Annotated in this window: 11 protein-coding genes; 10 read left to right on the top strand and 1 reads right to left on the bottom strand. The window is 71.6% G+C overall.

From position 1 onward, the window contains the following. The first annotated feature begins 215 nt into the window (after positions 1 to 215). A complete protein-coding gene (locus ABT093_RS38860; RefSeq protein ID WP_350572208.1) occupies positions 216 to 1,460 on the top strand; it encodes a sensor histidine kinase in 1,245 nt (414 codons plus the stop codon). Continuing rightward, entirely contained in the window at positions 1,448 to 2,095 is a 648-nt protein-coding gene (locus ABT093_RS38855; RefSeq protein ID WP_350572207.1) for a LuxR C-terminal-related transcriptional regulator, read from the top strand. The genes ABT093_RS38860 and ABT093_RS38855 overlap by 13 nt, the downstream gene beginning before the upstream one ends. A 127-nt stretch (positions 2,096 to 2,222) precedes the next feature. Here the strand turns inward: ABT093_RS38855 and ABT093_RS38850 are convergent, their stop codons facing one another. Then, entirely contained in the window at positions 2,223 to 2,642 is a 420-nt protein-coding gene (locus ABT093_RS38850) for a hypothetical protein (protein WP_350572206.1), read from the bottom strand. A 1,532-nt stretch (positions 2,643 to 4,174) separates the two neighbouring features. Between ABT093_RS38850 and ABT093_RS38845 the strand changes: the two genes are divergently transcribed. The 8 genes from ABT093_RS38845 to ABT093_RS38810 all read left to right on the top strand — a co-directional run bounded on the left by ABT093_RS38845 (position 4,175) and on the right by ABT093_RS38810 (position 17,835). Next, the gene (locus ABT093_RS38845; protein WP_350572205.1) at positions 4,175 to 4,666 is read left to right on the top strand and encodes a hypothetical protein; all 492 of its coding nucleotides are present in this window, start codon (positions 4,175 to 4,177) and stop codon (positions 4,664 to 4,666) included. Between the two features lie 265 nt (positions 4,667 to 4,931). Continuing rightward, the gene (locus tag ABT093_RS38840; protein WP_350572204.1) at positions 4,932 to 5,813 is read left to right on the top strand and encodes a hypothetical protein; all 882 of its coding nucleotides are present in this window, start codon (positions 4,932 to 4,934) and stop codon (positions 5,811 to 5,813) included. A gap of 170 nt (positions 5,814 to 5,983) precedes the next feature. Further along, a complete protein-coding gene (locus ABT093_RS38835; RefSeq protein ID WP_350572203.1) occupies positions 5,984 to 7,420 on the top strand; it encodes an efflux RND transporter periplasmic adaptor subunit in 1,437 nt (478 codons plus the stop codon). Next, entirely contained in the window at positions 7,417 to 8,190 is a 774-nt protein-coding gene (locus ABT093_RS38830) for an ABC transporter ATP-binding protein (RefSeq protein WP_502884420.1), read from the top strand. The genes ABT093_RS38835 and ABT093_RS38830 overlap by 4 nt, the downstream gene beginning before the upstream one ends. A gap of 8 nt (positions 8,191 to 8,198) precedes the next feature. Continuing rightward, positions 8,199 to 9,500, top strand: coding sequence for an ABC transporter permease (locus ABT093_RS38825; protein WP_350572202.1), 1,302 nt, complete (start codon positions 8,199 to 8,201; stop codon positions 9,498 to 9,500). A gap of 212 nt (positions 9,501 to 9,712) precedes the next feature. Then, complete coding sequence (locus ABT093_RS38820; protein WP_350572201.1) at positions 9,713 to 16,336, top strand: RHS repeat-associated core domain-containing protein; 6,624 nt, start codon at positions 9,713 to 9,715, stop codon at positions 16,334 to 16,336. A gap of 151 nt (positions 16,337 to 16,487) precedes the next feature. Next, on the top strand, positions 16,488 to 16,958 hold the full coding sequence (locus ABT093_RS38815) for a hypothetical protein (RefSeq protein ID WP_350572200.1): 471 nt from the start codon (positions 16,488 to 16,490) through the stop codon (positions 16,956 to 16,958). Between the two features lie 571 nt (positions 16,959 to 17,529). Continuing rightward, entirely contained in the window at positions 17,530 to 17,835 is a 306-nt protein-coding gene (locus tag ABT093_RS38810; protein ID WP_350572199.1) for a hypothetical protein, read from the top strand. The last annotated feature ends 221 nt before the right edge of the window (positions 17,836 to 18,056 follow it).

The raw sequence follows: 18,056 nt of genomic DNA, 5'->3' as shown, positions 1-18,056 counted from the left end.
ACGCGGGCCCGGCCGCTACGAGATCCTGGAACCGAGTCCGTGCCGCGCCAATGGAAGCCGGACAGTTGGGGGGATTCCCCTATCGAACGCCCTCTGAGAGGCGCTGAGTCCGTTCCCGGTGGAGGCCCGGCCCCGGCGTGGTGGTACTGGGTTCACCATGGATGCGGATACAAGATCCATGGCAGGCCCGTGTCGAGGTGCTCTAACGTCGAGCCATGACGATTCCACCCCGGTTGGGGCGCCTGGCACGGCGGGCGCGGCGGGACACCGCCTTCCTGGCCACGGGTGTCCCGGTGCACCTGGCGCTGGTGCCCGTGTGGGCCTGGGGCGCGGCGACCACTGCCAGGACGGGGAACTGGGCGTTCGTGCTCCCGGTGTCTGCCGCCCTGGTCCTGAGCGGTACCCCGGTGCTGACGGCAGTTCAGCGGTACCGGCACCGGGCGCTGCTCGGGGTGGACATCCGTCGCTCGGCGCCCGTGCCGCAGCGGTGGTCGCCGGCCACGGCCCTGCGGTGGCTCTCCTCGCCGCGCCCCTGGCGCCAGGTCGGGTACCACCTGTTGCTGGGCCCGCTGGCGGCCTTCTCGGAGCTGTTGGTGCTGGTGGCGGCGGTGGCGGGTCTGGCGGGCGCCACCGGGTACGGCTGGGTGTGGGCGCTGCCGGCCGGGGTGCGGCGCGACTGGTTCGGCTGGGCGACGCTGATGCCGTGCTACACCGTGCTCGGCCTGTTTCTGCTGTCCCTCCTGCCCCGGCTCGCCGGGGTGGTGGCCCGGGCGGAGTCGCGCTCCGCCGCGGCGCTGCTCGGACCCAGCCGGGCCGATCGGCTCCAGGAGCGGGTCGCGTACCTGGCGGGCAGCCGTACCGACCTGATCGACGCGGTCGATGCCGAGCGCCGCCGGATCGAGCGCGACCTGCACGACGGCGCCCAGCAGCGGCTGGTCTCGCTCGCGGTCAACCTGGGACTGGCCATGGCCACCCGCCCCGACCTGCCGGGCGAGGCCCGTGAGGTGCTGGCAGAAGCGCACCTGGAGGCGAAGGCGGCGATCGCCGAACTCGGCGACCTGGTACGCGGGCTGCACCCGGCTGTGCTCGAAGACCGGGGCCTGGACGCGGCCTTGTCCGGACTGGCCGCCCGAGTTCCGCTGCCGGTGCGCCTGCGGGTCGAGCTGCCGGAACGGGCGGCGCCCGCCGTGGAGTCGGTTGCGTACTTCGTGATCTCCGAGGCGCTGGCGAACGTGACCAAGCACGCCGGCGCCTCACGGGTCGAGGTGACGGTCCGACGGGTCGGGACGGTCCTGCGGATGAACGTCACCGACGACGGGCTGGGCGGCGCCGACCCCTCCGGTGGTACGGGGTTGACCGGGCTGGCCAAGCGGGTGGGCTCCGTCGACGGCGTCTTCCGGCTCAGCAGCCCCGTCGGGGGACCGACGACCGTGACGGTGGAGCTGCCGTGCGCGCGGTGATCGCCGAGGACTCGGTGCTGTTGCGGGTCGGCCTGGTCAAGGTGCTGGAGATGGGCGGCTTCCAGGTCGTCGCGGAAGTCGGCGATGCGGAAGCGCTGTTGGCCGCCGTCGAGGAGCACCAGCCCGAACTCGCTCTGGTGGACGTCCGGATGCCGCCCACCTTCACCGACGAGGGCGTGCGGGCGGCCGCGGTGATCCGCCGCGGCCGGCCGCGCACGGCGGTGGTCCTGCTCTCGCAGTACGTGGAGGAGCGGTACGCCGCCGACCTGTTGGCGACCAACACGAGCGGAGTGGGCTACCTGCTCAAGCAACGCGTGGCCGATGTCCAGGACTTCGCGGCAGCGGTACGGCGGGTGGCCGAGGGGGGAACGGCGCTGGACCCCCAGGTCGTCGCCCAGCTTCTGCTCCGCCGCGGTGACCCTCTGGCCGTCCTGACCCCGCGCGAGCGGGAGGTGCTGGCCCTGATGGCCGAGGGCCGGTCCAACGCCGGCATCGCCGAGGCGCTGACGGTCAGTGAGAGCGCGGTGGCCAAGCACATCAACAACATCTTCGCCAAACTCGACCTGCCGGTGGCCGATGCGGACCACCGCCGGGTGCTCGCCGTGCTGCGCTTCCTGGGCGCGTCCAGGGGCTGAACCCCGGGGGCACGCCCGCCGTCATCACGGCGACGGGCTCGGCGCCGGCCCACGCCGCGCCGCGTCCGCGAAGGGCCGCCCCTCGCCCGATGGAGCGAGGGGCGGCCCTGGCGCAGGTCGGGCCGGGTCAGCAGTTCACGACGGTCGAGATGGTCGAGGTCGACGTCCACCAGCCGGGCTGGGTCACGGTGAACTGGGCGGTCACCGTGGTGCCGCAGGGCACGGTGCCGGTGACGCCGCCGACCTCGGCTCCGCCGACCGGGATCAGAACGGTCGGGTTGACGGTGGCGAACGGCGGGCTGGTGATGCCGGCGGTGCTCAGCTGGAACGAGACCTGCTGGTCCTGCCAGGTCGGGTCGGTGGTGACGCGGCCGAACGCGTACACGTGGTTTCCGTTGGTGTTGATACAGGCCCTGACGGTGACGAGGTTCGGCGCACCCGGGGTTCCGCACACGGTGGTGCCCACCGTGCCGGCGGAGGCGGTCTGGACACCGGTCAGTGCAGCCAGGGCGGCGGTACCGGCGAGAACGGCGGCAATGCGCTTCATGGGGTTCCTCCTTCGTTGGGTGTTCCTGGTGGACACCGGGAACACATGTGACATGTCACATCGCTCTCATCGGATTGTGACAGGCCCTCATGAATGGGGAAAGCCGCCCACCCTGTCAGCAACCGGCCACGAAGCAACCGAACTGGAAGCCCCCGTCCCACAGTTGTCCCGGCTGCGCCGTGCGCCCCTCTCGCCCCACTGGGCAAGGCGGTCGAACTCGCCGGCCTTGGCACGGTGGAGGAGGGCCGCGAACGCGGCAGGGGCGGTACGGAGCACGACCGGGGGCGAAGGAGGCGGAGCCAGTTCGTGCGAAGCCGGCCTGCTCCCGCATTCTTCGCAGCTCTGCCCCGAGTCGCCGCTGACGGAGTGTGGGGTTCGTGCGTGGTGCCATGGCTTTCTTCCAGGGCGGGTTCGATCCCAAGTCTGCCGCGCAGTCGATCAGTCGGTCCATCCAGGGGCGGCCGCTAACACGATGGAGGGAACATCTCGCATTCGGGAAAAAATTTCTCCCATGCTGGGCTGATCAATGTCACGCCGATCCGACGGATCGTCAGTAATGCCTGTCTTCATGGGCAGTAGGCGCCTGCTGCCCATTTCGCACCGCGGAGCAGCCACGCGTGGCATCCACCAGCCCCGTCCTCGCCTGGCTCACGGCGACGTATCCGTCGACCTCTCGACGACGAACCCCACGGCACAACCCCATCGGAGGTTCCCTCATGCGTGCCTGCAACCCGCCCGACTGCTCCATCGTCCGCGCCGAACTCCGCGCGATGCTCCTCGCCGCCGGCTGGCCGCCGGACGTCATCGACGACGCCGAACCCGCCTTCCACGAGCTGTACATCAACGCCTGGCAGCACGCGGGCTCCCCTGCGCCGCCCGTCCTGGTCTCCCTCCAGTCCGCCGTGCTCCGTGTCTCGGTCTGCGATGACTGCCCCGACCTGCCCGAGCCCTGCCTCCCCGCCCCGGCTCGGCGGCGAGCGCTGTTCACGGCGCCGCGGACGCGCTCAGGGAAGTCCCCGCAGGTAGAGAGCATGCGAAGTGACCGCGGACCCGCTTCGCACAGTCGGATGTGCGTCGATGGCGAACCTTGCGGTGGTTTCTGCCTTATGACGGTCAGTCAGGAAGCATGAAATGTCGGGAAATAGTGATCCTATTTGTAAACAAACAACCCTGCTGCAACGATCAAGCGATATCAAAACGTTATTAAAATATATAACGTATGTCTGATTTGACTTGTCCTCATCGTGGTGTCATGTACTCGTGCTCGCCCGGGGCTGGCGAGCGAGGGGTGGGCGGCAGGACGTACACCCCCGATCCACTGATAGATGCTCCCGAGCAAGTGCTGGACGGGGATTTCACCGCGCCCGCTCACCTGGGTGCGGCTAATTCCCGAGGAAGCCGCGAAGGAAGGCCTGAACACGGCCCGATCCGCGGTAAATCGATTCCCCTGAGAAATGGGGAGTCGAAGATGCGACCAGGGCCGGCCGCGGGCCGGCCTCCAATCGTTTCCAGTGATCGCGAAAGGGAATGCCATGAAGATCAAGTCGAACGTCTTCGCACGGGGAGCGGTGGTCGCCGCCGCCCTCGCCACCGCGCTGGCCGGCTCGCTGGCCGTCGCGGGTCAGGCCAGTGCCGCGGACTACTTCGTGTCGGACAACTGCCTCGACAACCCGAACCCCGACTGTGCCTCGGGCACGAACGTCCTGTACGTCCACTACAACTCGGTCGACGGGAACGGCTACACCGACAGCGCTCGTGCGAAGTTCCTCGGCAATGTGCCCAACTATGCGGGGGCGGGGGTCAACGTCCACTACATCTTCTCCGGCAACGCCGGTAACGGCCAGGCGGTGAAGAACAACGCGGCGTCCGTGCTCGCCTGCTCATCGGCCGCGAACTACCGGGTCTACTACAACTCCAACTACAGCGGCCACGCCCAGTACATCGCGGGCGACTACGGCTGCAACAACGGCGTCAACCTCGACTCGACGCTCAAGAACAACAACGCCTCGCAGGCCTGGGCCTGAGAAGGCGGACCCCGGGCCCTCTTCCGGCCCGACCGCCAGGGTGACGCGCCCGTGACGCTCCGACCCTGGCGCGCCTGACGACGGTTCGCCCGGCCCGGCACCGGGCCGGGCGAACCGGACGGTACCGGACCGGTCCGGCCACGTGATCGGAACCATCGCAGCCCCCGCACGGCGACCGACACCACCTTCGCGAGAAAGCGATCCAATGACCGGTGAACCGCTTCACCCGCGCTTGCGGACCTCCGCCAGAACGGTCGTGGCGGCCTTGATCGCTGGCGGTGCCCTCCTGGGCGTCAGCGCCTGCTCCGACTCTGCTCCGGCCGGGCCCAAGGGCGACCACGGCGCGGCGGCGCCGCCGGCTGTCGCGCAGAGCGGTCTGACCAAGGGGATGGCGCTCCCGATGTCCGCCTACATGGTGAACTACTCGCAGCGCCAGACCATCGACAGGGCGGTCGGCCGCCTCACCCACGACTGCATGGCGCGCTTCGGGCTCTCCTACGATCCGCCCCCGCCCGACGGCAACCCCGCGAGCATCTACGACGACACCAACATGGTCCGCCGGTACGGCATCACGGACCGCGAGGCGGCGGCCAAGCTCGGCTACACCCTGGGGAGCGAGTCCTACACCCCGCCGCCCGCCCCGAGGATGAGCGCCGCTCAGGTCGCGGTCTTCAGCGGCCACGTGGAGCTGAAGCCCGGCGCCGCGGAGGCCCCGCCGACCTTCAACAACATCCCCATCCCCCGGGAGGGCTGCCAACGGGAGGGTCTGGACAAGGCCGGAGGGATCCTGGACGTCAGCCTGTCGGGCCGGCTCGACAACGAGAGCTTCGGGACCTCCCAGGCGGACCCCCGGGTACAGGAGGCACTGGGCCAGTGGTCCTCCTGCATGGCGGGCAAGGGCTACACCGTCGACCTTCCCGAGAACGCCTTCAAGCTCGCGCCCGGTGGCGGCGCCGGGGCCGTGAGTTCGGCCGAGATCGCGGTCGCCCTCGCGGACGTCGACTGCAAGGAGACGGTGAACCTGGTCGGCATCTGGTTCGAGACCGAGAGCCGGATCCAGCGGGAGCTCATCGAGAAGAACCAACTCGCCCTCACCGAGCTCCGCGACCGGATCGACGCGGCCGTGAAGGCCGCCACCGCCCGGTGACCGGCCGGGCAGGTCCTGGGAGGACGTCCCCGTCCTCACCCCTCATTCCGTGCATGCGTGGATGGCCGGCGACAGGAACGAGCGAAGTGAACGTCATGGAGCAAGCCGGAGAGCCGTCCGAGCCGCCGCAGGCGTCCGGGGGACGGCTGGTACGACGCAGGCGGGCCATCATGGTGACCGCCCTGGGCGCCGCGCTGGTGTCGGTCGGCGCGGTGGCCGGCTCGTCCTTCGTGCGGTCCCCCGCGCAGGCGGCGGCCGACTCCGGACCGCCGCAGGCCAGCACCGTGACCGCGCCGGTCACGTCACAGGTCCTGCGCAGCACCGTGGTGCTGCGCGGCACGTTCTCGGAGGGGAAGAAGACCTCGGTGACGCCCACGTCGGTCGCCGCGACGGCCGGCAACCCCGGCGGGGCGAACGCGGTCGTCACCCGCCTCCTGGCCGAGCCCGGCGACGAGGTCAAGGCCGGTGTCCCGCTGGTGGAGTACTCGGGACGCCCGGTGTTCGCCCTGGAGGGCCCCCTGCCGTTCTACCGCGATCTGACGCCAGGTGAGTCCGGGGCCGACGTGGAACAGTTGCAGACCGCCCTGGGCGGGCTGGGCCACGACGTCGGCTCCGACACCCCCGGGACGTTCGGGCCGGGGACCAAGCGGGCCCTCACGGCGCTGTACACGGCCATGGGCTACCCGGTCCCCGTCACGGGAGCGACCACCGCGGCCGCGGTGAAGGCGGCCCGGCAGGAGGCGGACCAGGCCCGGGCCGCGTTGAAGGAGGCGCAGAAGCCGGCGCCCCCGGCCGCGACGGCTTCCGCGCCGTCCCCGGGCGCCACCGCGGGCGCGGGCGGCGGAACCGATCCCGCGAAGACCACCGGTCCCACGAGGAGCGCCGCGCCGGGAGGCGGTGCGGCACCCGGCCCGGACCTCGCGGCGCTCCGCCAGCGGGTCACCCAGGCCGAGGAGGTGCTGCGGCAGGCGGAGAGCGTCGACGGGCCGATGCTGCCCGCCTCGGAGTGCGTCTACCTGCCCTCCCGGCCCACCCGGGTGGCCGCCCTGCCACTGGAGGTCGGCGACCCGGTCAAGGGGCCGGTGATCACCCTGGCGCGGGGCGAGATGCAGCTGGTCGGAATGCTGGATCCGGCGCGCGCCGCCCTCGTCAAGCCGGGGATGGCGGCGCAGGTGCTCTCCGAGACCCAGGGCCGGGAGGCGAAGGCCACCGTGGCATCGGTGGGGGCGCTGATCGCGCCCGGTGACGCGCCGCCGGCGGCCAAGGGCGGCGAGCCCACCGGCCCCCCACCGCAGGCGGTCAACGGAGGAGCCGCCTACCTGCCGCTGGCGATCAGTCCGGCCGAGCCCTGGGACAAGGCATGGGCGGGCCGGGACGTCCGGATCACCATCACCTCCGCGACGACCTCCGGGGCCGTCCTGGCGGTGCCCGAGGCGGCGGTCTTCGCCGGAGCGGACACCCGCACCCACGTCACCACGGTGCGGCCGGACGGCAGCCGGCAGCTGGTGAACGTCACCACCGGGCCGTCCGCCGACGGCATGGTCCAGGTGACCGCCACCGACGGCGGGCACCTGGCGCCCGGTGACCAGGTGGTGATCGGCGAGTGAGGACCACCGCCGCCCGGCCCGTCGACCCCGTCGACCTCACCCGCACCGCGCCACCGCCCACGGCGGATCCGGTGATCGAGCTCGTCCAGCTCGCCAGGTCGTTCCCGGGCCCCCCGCCGGTCGACGCCCTGCACCCGACCGACCTGACCGTCCGGCAGGGCGAGTACCTGGCCGTCACCGGCCCCTCCGGCTCCGGCAAGTCGACGCTGCTGAACCTCCTGGGCCTGCTGGACCGCCCCACCTCGGGCACCTACCGCTTCCGCGGAACGGACCTCCGGGAGCTGGACGAGGCCGGGCGCACCGCGCTGCGCGGCCGGCGGATCGGTTTCGTCTTCCAGTCCTTCCACCTCGTCCCGCACCGCACCACCGTGGAGAACGTCGCCCTCGCCCAGCTCTACGTCACCGGCACCCGCCGCGAGCGCCGCGAGCGCCGGGGCGTCGCCGAGGCCGTCCTGCGGCGGGTCGGGCTCGCCCACCGCCTCGACGCCCTGCCCACCACCCTCTCCGGCGGTGAGCGCCAGCGCGTCGCCGTGGCCCGGGCCCTGGTCAACGCCCCGGACCTGCTGCTGTGCGACGAACCCACCGGCAACCTCGACTCCGGCACCGCCGGGACTGTGCTCGACCTCATCGACGACCTGCACGGCGACGGCGTCACGGTGATCGTCATCACCCACGACCCGGGTGTGGCCGCCCGGGCCTCCCGCCGGGTCGCCATCCTCGACGGCCGGATCCGCCACCAGCAGGACACCACCGACGGGCGGGACACATGACATCCCCGGTGCCTCCGAGCCGGGCCCGGCGGCTCCGCTCCGCCGTCCGCGACCGCAGGACCCGCCGGGCCGGGTACACCCGCCTGGGCGTCCACGACCTCGTCAGCGAGGCCGTCACCGGTCTGATCCAGCGACCGGCCAGATCCGTGCTCACCATGCTCGGAACGGTCCTCGGCGTCGGGGTGTTCGTCGCGGTGCTGGCCCTGACCACGACCGTCACCCACCAGATCGGCAAGTCCTTCGACCTCCTCCAGGCCACCACCGTCACCGTCACGGACACACCGACGAAGGCCCCGAAGACCGCCCTCGTACCGGGGGAGGAACCGCGCACGGGCTTCCCCGCGGACACCGACGCGCGGTTGGCGCGGCTCAACGGGGTCGTCGACGGCGGCCTCTGGTGGACCGTCCCCCTGCGCAATCCCGCCATCGGGACCAAGCCCGCCGGGTCCGCCGCGGACCCGGGCCGGCAGGGCGGCGGAATCGGGCTGTACGCCGCCACCCCGGGGGCGCTCGCCGCGATGCAGCCCACCGTCAAGAGCGGGGTGCTGTTCAACGCCTTCCACCAGGAACGCGGGGAACGGGTCTGCCTCCTCGGCGCCGCCGCGGCCCGCCTGCTGGGCATCACCCGGGTCGACAACCAGCCGGCGGTCTTCGTCGACAACACCGCCTACACCGTGGTGGGCATCATCGCCGAGACCCAGCGCCTGCCCGAGTCCCTCCTCGGCGTGATCGTCCCCGCCGGTACCGCGCTGACCGCCTACGGCCCGCCGAACGACCGGCCCGCGCAGGCCGTCGTCCACGTCCGCCTCGGAGCCGCCCAGCTGATCGCCGACCAGGCGCCGCGGGCCCTGCGTCCGGACCAGCCCCGGCTGCTGAAGGCCGCCGCCCCGCCCGACCCGCGCTCCCTGCGGGACCAGGTCAGCACCGATCTGTCGGGCCTCTTCCTCCTGCTCGCGGCGATCTGCCTCGCCGTCGGCGCGCTCGGAATCGCCAACACCACCCTTGTCGCCGTCCTCGAACGCACCGGAGAGATCGGACTGCGCCGGGCACTCGGCGCCCGCCCCCGCCACATCGGTGTCCAGTTCCTCGCCGAGTCCACCGCCCTGGGCACCCTCGGCGGACTGATCGGGACGAGCCTGGGCGTCCTGACCGTCATCGTCATCGCCGTCGCCAAGCAGTGGACCGCCGTCATCGAACCGGTCACCGTCCTGCCCGCGCCGCTCATCGGCGGTCTCGTCGGCCTGGTGGCCGGCTGTTATCCCGCGCTACGGGCGGCGCGCATCGAACCCCTCGAAGCACTGCGCCGGTGACCACGGACGCACCGCTCGCGGTCGCGTCCGCACGGTCGCCCGGCACAGCCCTGGCCGGCCCGCCGGAACGGAGGGTCCGGTGACCCTCCTCCCAGGTCCGGCCGTTTCCTTCCATCGAACGCACTGAGAGGCACCACGTGTCCGCACGCAAACGGCCGCTCCTGGGATTACCCGGGACGGCTCTCCTCAGCATGGCCCTGATAGCGGGAGTGATGTCCGCGACCAGCCCCGCCCGGGCGGCGGCCCCGCCCGGGCAACCGTCGACCGCGGCGTCCGAGGGCGTCCTCGGCCCCGCCGAGGACGTCCTGGTCAACGGCTGGGGCGACAGCTCGGGCTACCACATCGACGTGGCCACCGGCGCCGGCGGCTACCGGTGGCGCGAGACGGCGCTGCTGCGCCCCGCGGGTATCGACGACGCGTCCTGGACGGGCTACCAGTGCGTGTCCGGCGACGGCAGGTACGCCGCCGTCGCGGTGCTGCCCGCCGGCGCCGTCAACCGGGCCGAGGCCCGCGACCACGGAGCCCTCGCGTACGCGGTGGACCTGTCCAGCGGCGTGGTGAAGCCGGTGGCCTCCGGGGTGGCGCTCAAGTACCACTCGCCCGGCTGCGGTACCGGGCAGACCGCCACCTTCACGGTCAACCCGGGAAGCGACCAGCGGCTCACCCAGGTCCTGACGGTCGATCTGCCGACCGGCGAGATCAAGGAGTCCACCACGGTGGCCGGCCAGGTGACGTCGGTCGTCCCGACCTCCGACGGCCCGGTGGGAGCCCAGGGCGCCTCCCTGGTCCGCCTCCCCGCGTCCTCGGCCGAGACCCCCGCCGAGCCGGTGCGGATCGCCCAGGTCGACGGCCTCGCCTACGACCTGCGCCCGGCGGCCGGCGGCGGGGTCGACTTCGTCGTGCAGAAGGACGGCCGGCCGACCTCCGCCCTGATGCGCGAGCGGGACGGCAAGCTCTCCCCCCTCGGCGAGGGCCCCAGCGACGCGCTACGGCTGATGCAGGGCCGGGGCGGGAAGTCCGTCGCCCTGGGAGCCACCGAACTGGACGGGAAGTCCGGCATCCGCTCCGTCTCCACCGGCAAGCTGCCCCTGGGCGCCGCCGGCGTGTCCCTGGACGGCGCCGCCCTGCTGGGCCTGGGGCCGGACACCGCCGTGTCGGCCCCGCTGATCGTCGCGACCGCGGGTGACACGCTCCTGAAGCGGGACGCCGCCGACCCCGCCGCGGTGTCCGTGTCGAGCGCGGTTCCGGCCCTCGCGCCGGCTCCGGCCGGACCCGGCGACACCGCGCCGGGGCAGGGCGCCGCCGCGGCGCCCTCCACCACGCCCGAGGAGCAGGCCGCCCCCGCCCCCGAGGAGCAGGCCGCTCGCGGCACCGGGGATGGCCCCGCCGCGGCCGATCCGGCGGCCGCGCCGCCGGCCGCGCTCGCCGCCGCCGCGCCCAAGTGCGCGGTGGACCGGCTGGCCGAGAACCGGCAGGTGATGCAGCCGGGTACCGCGCAGGTGTCCTGGGCCATCCAGATGGCCGAGCAGGGCCTGCTGACCGGCGCCGCCTACACCCGCCCGGCCGGGTACGCCAACCTGGGCCTGGCCGCCTACGCTCCGAACGGCGACTTCGCCCGGGTGCCGCTCAAGCACCCCGCGAGCGACACCTTCGACTCCGTGCCGCGCTCGGTCTACCAGGCGATCGTGGCGCAGGAGAGCAACTTCAGCCAGGCCTCCTGGCACGCCCTGCCCGGTCTCGCGGGCGGCGCGCTGGTCGGCGACTACTACGGTGCCGGCGGCTCCATCTCCAAGATGGACTACGCCAAGGCCGACTGCGGCTACGGCCTCGGCCAGGTCACCAACGGCATGTCCAAGGGCGACACCACCTACTCGGTCAACGGCCAGACCAAGATCGCCGTCGACTACCAGGAGAACGTCTCCGCCGGCCTCCAGATCCTGGAGCGGACCTGGAACCAGCTCTACGACGCCGGCATCACCGTCAACGGCGGCAACCCGCGCTACCTGGAGAACTGGTACCTGGCCGCCTGGGCCTACAACTCCGGCATCCAGCCCACCGCCGCGTTCGGCAACACCACCGGCTGCGTGCCGAGCCCCACCTGCACCAGCGCCGAGGGCAACTGGGGCCTCGGCTGGGCCAACAACCCCCGCAACCCGGACTACCCGCCGACCCGCGCGCCCTACCTCAAGAACTCCTACGCGGACGCCGCGCACCCCGGCAACTGGCCCTACCAGGAACGGATCATGGGCTGGATGGGCCAGCCGATCCTGCGCTTCAACCAGCCCGCCTACACCAAGCCCGACTACCACGGCGGCAAGACCTGGCTCCAGATCCCCCCGGTCACCGCCTTCTGCAGCACCGACAACAACTGCGACCCCACCGGGGCCACGAACCCCAAGTTCTGCACCCTGGCGAGCTCCCAGTGCTGGTGGCACCAGGCCGTCACGTTCATTCCGGACTGCGCCACCACCTGCGCGACCAGTGCCTACACCGTCGGTGCCGGCTCGACGGAACCGGCCATGGTGATGCCGCACCCGCACCCGCCGACCTGCACCCTGGACTCCTCGAAGGTCGGCAACGCCGGCCACGGCGCTCCGATCGTCGTCGACGAGGGGCAGACCCAGCCACCGCTCAACCTGGTCGGCTGCGGCGCACCGTCCAACTGGTCGCAGGGCGGCACCTTCACCTACGGGTACGGCACCAACGCCGCCGGTGACAAGATCGGCGCGATCGACACCCACCAGCTGGGCGCCGGCTTCGGCGGCCACGTCCTGTTCACCCACACCGAGGACGGCGCCAACCCGGACCTGATCAACACCGGGACCTGGACCCCGAATCTGCCCAAGCTCCAGTACTACAAGATCAAGATCCATCTCCCCTCGACGGCCGCCACCGCCACCAACGTCGTCTACACCGTCAACCCCGGCGGCGGCGCGGCCCCCTGGAAGATCCGGGTGAACCAGAACTGGGGATCCGAGGAATGGGTCACCATCGGCACCTTCGCGATGCAGAACGGCGGCAACCTCCAGCTCACCAACAAGAGCGAGGTCACCGGCGCCGGGAACATCAACTACGCCGACTACGACGTCGCCTACGACGCGGTCGCGTTCGTTCCCATGGGCGGCACTCCCGGCCAGCCGATCGGCGGCCCGCCCGGCATCCAGGACGCGCCCAAGGGCAGCAACCCCTCGTGGGTGCAGTGCGGCTGCGTGCGCCGCACCGCCGGCGACCCGGTCGACACCAGCACCGGCTACTTCGGTGAGACCTTCACCGACCTCACCACCCCGGGCCGCGGCAAGCCGCTCGACTTCACCCGCACCTACGCCTCCGCCGTCGCCGACCCGGCCGGCCCGGCAGGCGCCCTCGCCTCGGACGGGCCGTTCGGCTGGGGCTGGACCCACTCCTACAACCTGAGCACCGTCACCGACCCGGCCACCGGCACCGTCACGGTCCGCCAGGAGGACGGCTCCCAGGTCGCCTTCCTCAACAACGCCGGCACCTACGCGCCGTCGGCCCCGCGGTTCAACGCGACACTGACGAAGAACGGTACGACCTACACCTTCACCCGCAAGTCGAAGGAGGTCTTCACCTTCGACACCGCCACCGGGCGCCTGCTCGGCGAGACCGATCTCGCCGGCAGCAAGGCCTCACCGCCCTACGCCACCACGCTCGGCTACGACGGCGCCGGCCACCTCAGCACGATCACCGATCCCGGCGGGCGCAGCTACACGCTCACCTGGACCGGCAACCACATCACCGGCCTCGCCGACGGCTCCGGACGCCAGGTGACCTACGGCTACGACGCCGCCGGCAACCTCACCGACGTCCTCGGGGTCGGCACCACCCGCACCCCGGTGGTCAAGGACGACGACCACTTCCAGTACGGCTACACCGCCAACCACCTGCTCAACTCGATGCGCTGGCCGAGCCAGTACGGCTCCACGGCCACACCGGCCCCGGTCGTCTCGATGACCTACGACGCCGCCCAGCGCGTCCTGGTCCAGACCGACCAGCTCGGCGGAGCCACCACCTTCACCTACGGCCCCGACAGCGGCGCCAACCTGGCCGCCGGCCAGACCCTGGTCACCGACCCGGCCGGCCACAAGACGCTGTACACCTACCAGAACGGGCTCCTGCAGTCCGAGACCAAGGGCTACGGCACCGCGGCCGCCGGTACCTGGAGCTACACCTACGACCCGGTCAGCCTCGGCATCACGGCGGAGGCCGACCCCGTCGGCAACGTCCGCACCTACACCTACGACGACCACGGCAACGAGACGTCGGCCAGTGACGCCCGGGGGTTCACCACCGTCAGGACCTACGACAGCACGGACAATCTCCGGTCCGTGATCGAACCGGGCGGACTCCGAACCACATACGCCTACGACGAGCCGGGCCACATCGCGACCGCCGGCGGCACCAACACCGGAACCGAGGGCTTCGGACTGCTCACCGGCGTCGTCCGCCAGCCGGTCAGCGAGTCGCTGCCGGCCCGGACCATCGCCGTGTACTACGACGACGCGGCCCACCCGGGTGACACCACCCGCACGGTCGATCCGCGCGGCAATGTGAGCCGCAAGACCTACAACCCGGCAGGCGCTGTCACCAGCGCGACCGACGAACTGGGCAACGTCACCAAGTACGGGTACGACACCGTCCGCGGCCTGTTGACCAGCGAGGTGGCACCGGACGGTGTCGCCGCCGGCACGTCACCGGGCTGCACCACGCCGGCCAAGGGCTGCACGACCTACTCCTACGACGCGTGGGGCAACCGGACCGGCGCCGTCGACCCGCTCGGCCACGCCAGCACATCCGCCTTCGACGCGGACGGGCACCGCACCTCGATGACCGACCCGAAGGGCAACACCGCCCAGTACACGTACGACGCCCTCGGGAATCAGACCAAGGTGAAGCGGCCCGACGGCACGGTGCTGGTCACCGACTACAACCCCGACGGCACGGTCGCCAGGACGGTCGACGGAGCCGGCGCGGCCACCGTCTTCGCGTACGACGCCCAGAAGCGGCAGACCCTGCGCACCGATCCGCTGGGCCGCGCCACCGCAAGCGCCTACGACGCGGCCGGACGACGCACGACGTCGACCGATCCGAGCGGACGCGTGACCACCTTCACCTACGACGCGAACAGCCAGCCCGTCTCGGTGGCCTTCTCGGACACGGCCACCGCACCGGTGACCGCGATCGGCTATGACGCGGCCGGCCGGCAGAGCTCGATGACCGACGGCACCGGCACCTCCCGGCGCGCCTACGACGCGTTCGGCGAGCTGGTCTCGATGACCGACGGTGCCGGAGCGGTCACCGGCTACGGCTACGACGAGAACGGCAATCGGACCTCGATCATCTACCCCGGCGGAAGCTCCCAGACGGTCACCCGCACCTTCGACAAGGCCAACCACCTGACCTCGGTCAAGGACTGGAACGGAAAGACCACCGGGTTCGGCTACGACGGCGCCGGCCACTGGACCTCCACGGCCTTCCCGAACGGAACCACCGCCACCACGACGCTCGACGACTCCGGGCAGCCACTGACCGACCGGCTGACCAGCGGCAGCTCGACGCTGGTCTCGCTCGCCTACACCCGGGACAACGCGGGCCGCGTCAGCTCGGAGACCCCGAGCGGCGTGCCGGGCAGCGCCCGGACCTACCAGTACACGGCGCTGAACCAGCTCAAGTCCTCCACCACGGGGTCGGCCACGACCGACTACGCCTACGACGCCGCCGACAACCCCGTCCGGACCGGAGCCACCGGGCAGGCCTTCGACGCGGCCAACCAGCTCTGCTGGAGCACGCCGGGCTCGATGCCGGCCGTGCCGTCCTGCACCGCTCCGCCGAGCGGCGCGACCACCTACACCTGGGACCCGCAGGGTAACCGCACGAAGGCGACCACCGGGAGTACCGTCGTCACTCACACGTACGACCAGGCGAACCGCCTGACCGGTGTGAGCAGCGGCGGTACCACCAGCACCTACACGTACAACGGCTACGGCCTGCGGACCCGGAAGACCACCGGGACGACCACCGTCTCCTACACCTGGGACGCGCAGGAGATCCCCAACCTGCTCTCCGACGGCTCGTCCTCGTACGTCTACGGGCCGGACGACCTGCCGGTCGAGCAGATCACCGGCACCGGCACCCTCTGGTTCTTCCACGACCAGTTGGGCTCCACCCGCGCCCTGACCGACGCCGCGGGCTCGGTGGCCGGCGCGTACACCTACACGCCCTACGGGGCCGTCAGCTCGCACACGGGCTCGGCGTCGTCCGCACTGCGGTACGCGGGTCAGTACAGCGACGACGAGAGCGGCCTGGTGTACCTCCGGGCCCGCTACTACGACCCGGCCACGGCGCAGTTCCTCAGCGTCGACCCGGTGGTCGACCAGACCCTGAGCGCCTACGGCTATGCCAACGGCGATCCGCTCAACCAGACCGACCCGTCGGGGCTCTGGGGCTGGAGCAACATCAAGAAGTTCGTCCATGACCACACCGATGTGATCTCGCAGATCAACTCGGTCGCCACGGCCGTCACGGCCGTCGCCGGTGCGGTGGCGGCGGGCTGCGCCGTCGTGGGCGCGCTGCCCTGCACGGGTGTCGCCCTGGCAGTCGCCCGGACAGCCTGGGCGGTGACCACCGTCACCGAGGTTGCCCTGGTGATCGACAAGTGCAACGGCGGAAAGGCCTGGGACTGCGGGAAGGAGGTCGCCTACCTGACGGCGGACGTCGCGGCGCCACTCGGCGGATCAGTGGTGATGGGCGCTCTGAAGGGCGTCCGCCCGGCCCGCGTGGACAAGAGCCTGGACGTCTGGCGCAAGATCTGCGGCTGATCGACCCGGGATCCCGGCCGCTGCTTGCCGGCCGGGGCCGGCTCGGTACTGTCCCTTCGAGGACACCATGGCGGGCCGCCCCTCCTCGCGAGGGGCGGCCCGCCGCTCGCGGTGGCCCGCGGTCCGATCCTCTCGACGACAGGAACGAGATATGACTGACAAAGCGTTACCCTCGTCCGCGCCGATCTCCGTGCGGCCGAACCCGCTCTTCGGGCTGCCCCTCGCGGCGGGCGGCCTGCTGATCTCCTTGCCCAAGGCACTCGACGGCGGCCCAACCGCACCGGTGTACGCCATCGCGGCGGTCGTGAGCGCCCTGGCGCCTGCGGTGGTGCTCCTGCTTTCCGTCACCGTCGGCCGTGGCCGGATCACCGTCCGCCGGGGTCTGCGCCGCGCCTCCGTCCCCCTGGCGGAACTGCAGTCGGTGGCGGCCGGGGGAGGCGGCGATCGAGCGCCGCACACGCTTCTGCTGGAGGGCCGCAACGGGACACGATGCCGGATCCCCCTGCTCGCCGTACGGCGACGTGACCGGCAACGGCTCGTCGCCGCCCTCGAACGGACGGCCCCGCCCGGCGTCGTCCGAGAAGACCGGGCCCTGCGCGACCTGCTGGGCCTCCCGAGCTGATTCCGCCGCTCCGTCCCACGGCCTGACCAGCATCGACGCCTCGACAGCCGCGTGACACGGCCGTCGAGGCGGCCGATTGCCGACAGGTTTCCCGGGGCCCGCGGTTCTCGCCCGGTCGACCAAGTCGATCAGCTGTTCACAGTCGGCGTGGTAACTGATGCCGCTGTGAGGCCACGGCTGTCGCCGAGTGGGGACACGGCTCATTCACTGGTTCGCACCAGTGCCGAAGGAGCGCAGCTGGTCGTAGTCACCGCCGTATGAGGAGTCGCGCGCCTTCTGGAGCACAGCCGCAACCGGGCCGGAGCGGTAGAGAGGGGTCGGGCGGGACTCAAGGTCGGCTCCTTCGGGCTGGCGGTATCGGTGCGTGGGCCCGAACGGCCCCGGGACGCGGATCCGGCAGTGCTCTCTGTGCGCAGGGCTCGAACTGGGTGTGGATTCTGTGAGGGGTGCGGGTCACACGCACAAGTGAATATCGGGCAATCCGGGTGCGGAGGGTCCGGTTCTCCCACTGTGCTGGGAACGCTTGGTCAGGCGGGGTGAGCCTGTCCGTCGGCGATGAGAGTGGGGGACCGTGGAACGAACACGAATGTGGACCATGTGCGCCGCAGGGGTCGCAGTACTGGTGATGACGGGCATCGTCGGTTGCAGCGCGCTCGCGGAACCGCTCCCTGATGCGCCGAGGACCGCCCGCGACTCGACGCCGGCCGCCCCGGAGGCACTGCCCAGCACCGGCGTGAGTCCGCTGCTCCCCGTGGCCGGCGCCGCCGCCGCGCTCTTCGTGGGCGTCGGCGGCGTCCTGGTCGTGCTCTGGCGCGACCGCCGGACCGGGGCTCCGGCGCCGCCGCCCTCCCCGCGGCCGGGGCGGGGAGAGCTGTGACCAGCGGCGACTTGCCCATGCCGTGGGGGAGGGGTAGTGTTTCCTAGTCGCTCGGCAGGGAGCACCGGACACGCATAGGCGCGGACGGTCCCGGGGCGGCCAATTCTCTGGAAATACCAACGCCTTCCCGGCATGGGGTTATTTGGCGTGTGCATTTTTGTGGATTGCGGTCGGATTCGCTTTTCGGAGCGGAGGTCGGCTAGAGTTTGAAACGTCGGACG

Origin of the sequence: Kitasatospora sp. NPDC002551, from assembly GCF_040296005.1 — a bacterium.
Taxonomy (GTDB): Bacteria; Actinomycetota; Actinomycetes; order Streptomycetales; family Streptomycetaceae; genus Kitasatospora.
Note: the sequence above shows the minus strand (reverse complement) of the source record. Positions and strands in the feature narration are given on the sequence as shown.